Annotated in this window: 1 protein-coding gene; it reads left to right on the plus strand. The window is 60.5% G+C overall.

Annotated features, from left to right (window positions below; genetic code table 11):
* On the plus strand, positions 1-527 hold a 527-nt coding region (locus AC0V2Y_RS28470), incomplete at both ends, for a head maturation protease, ClpP-related (protein ID WP_475418465.1).

A 527-nucleotide genomic window follows, 5' to 3' on the forward strand; every position in this document is an offset into this window, starting at 1 on the left:
CCGTAGCACCGCCGGAAAAATGGTACACCATCCGCGCCCAAGCGCGCCCGGCCGCCAGTGTCAGTGCACAAGCGAGCGCTGAAATCCTTATTTATGGCGATATCGGCGAGAGCTGGTATGGCGATACCGTCGCCGCTAAGGAGTTTGTGCGCGAAGTGGCCTTGCTGGACGTGTCTGCCTTGACCGTGCGCATCAATAGCTACGGCGGCTCTGTGACCGATGGCGTGGCCATCTACAACGCCCTCAAGCGCCATCCCGCCACCGTTACCACCGTGATCGACGGCATTGCCGCTTCCATCGCTAGCTTGATCGCCATGGCCGGCGATACGGTCGAGATGGCCGACAACGCTATGCTGATGATCCACGCTCCCTGGATGTACACGGGTGGCAATAGTGCTTCGCTGCGTGAAGATGCCAACATGCTCGACAGCTACGCCGAAGCCATGGCCACAAGCTACATCGCCAAGACCGGCGGCGACAAGGGCGAAATCCTGGCCTTGCTGCAGGACGGCAAAGACCACTGGTAC

This window comes from Janthinobacterium sp. BHSEK (genome assembly GCF_056174685.1).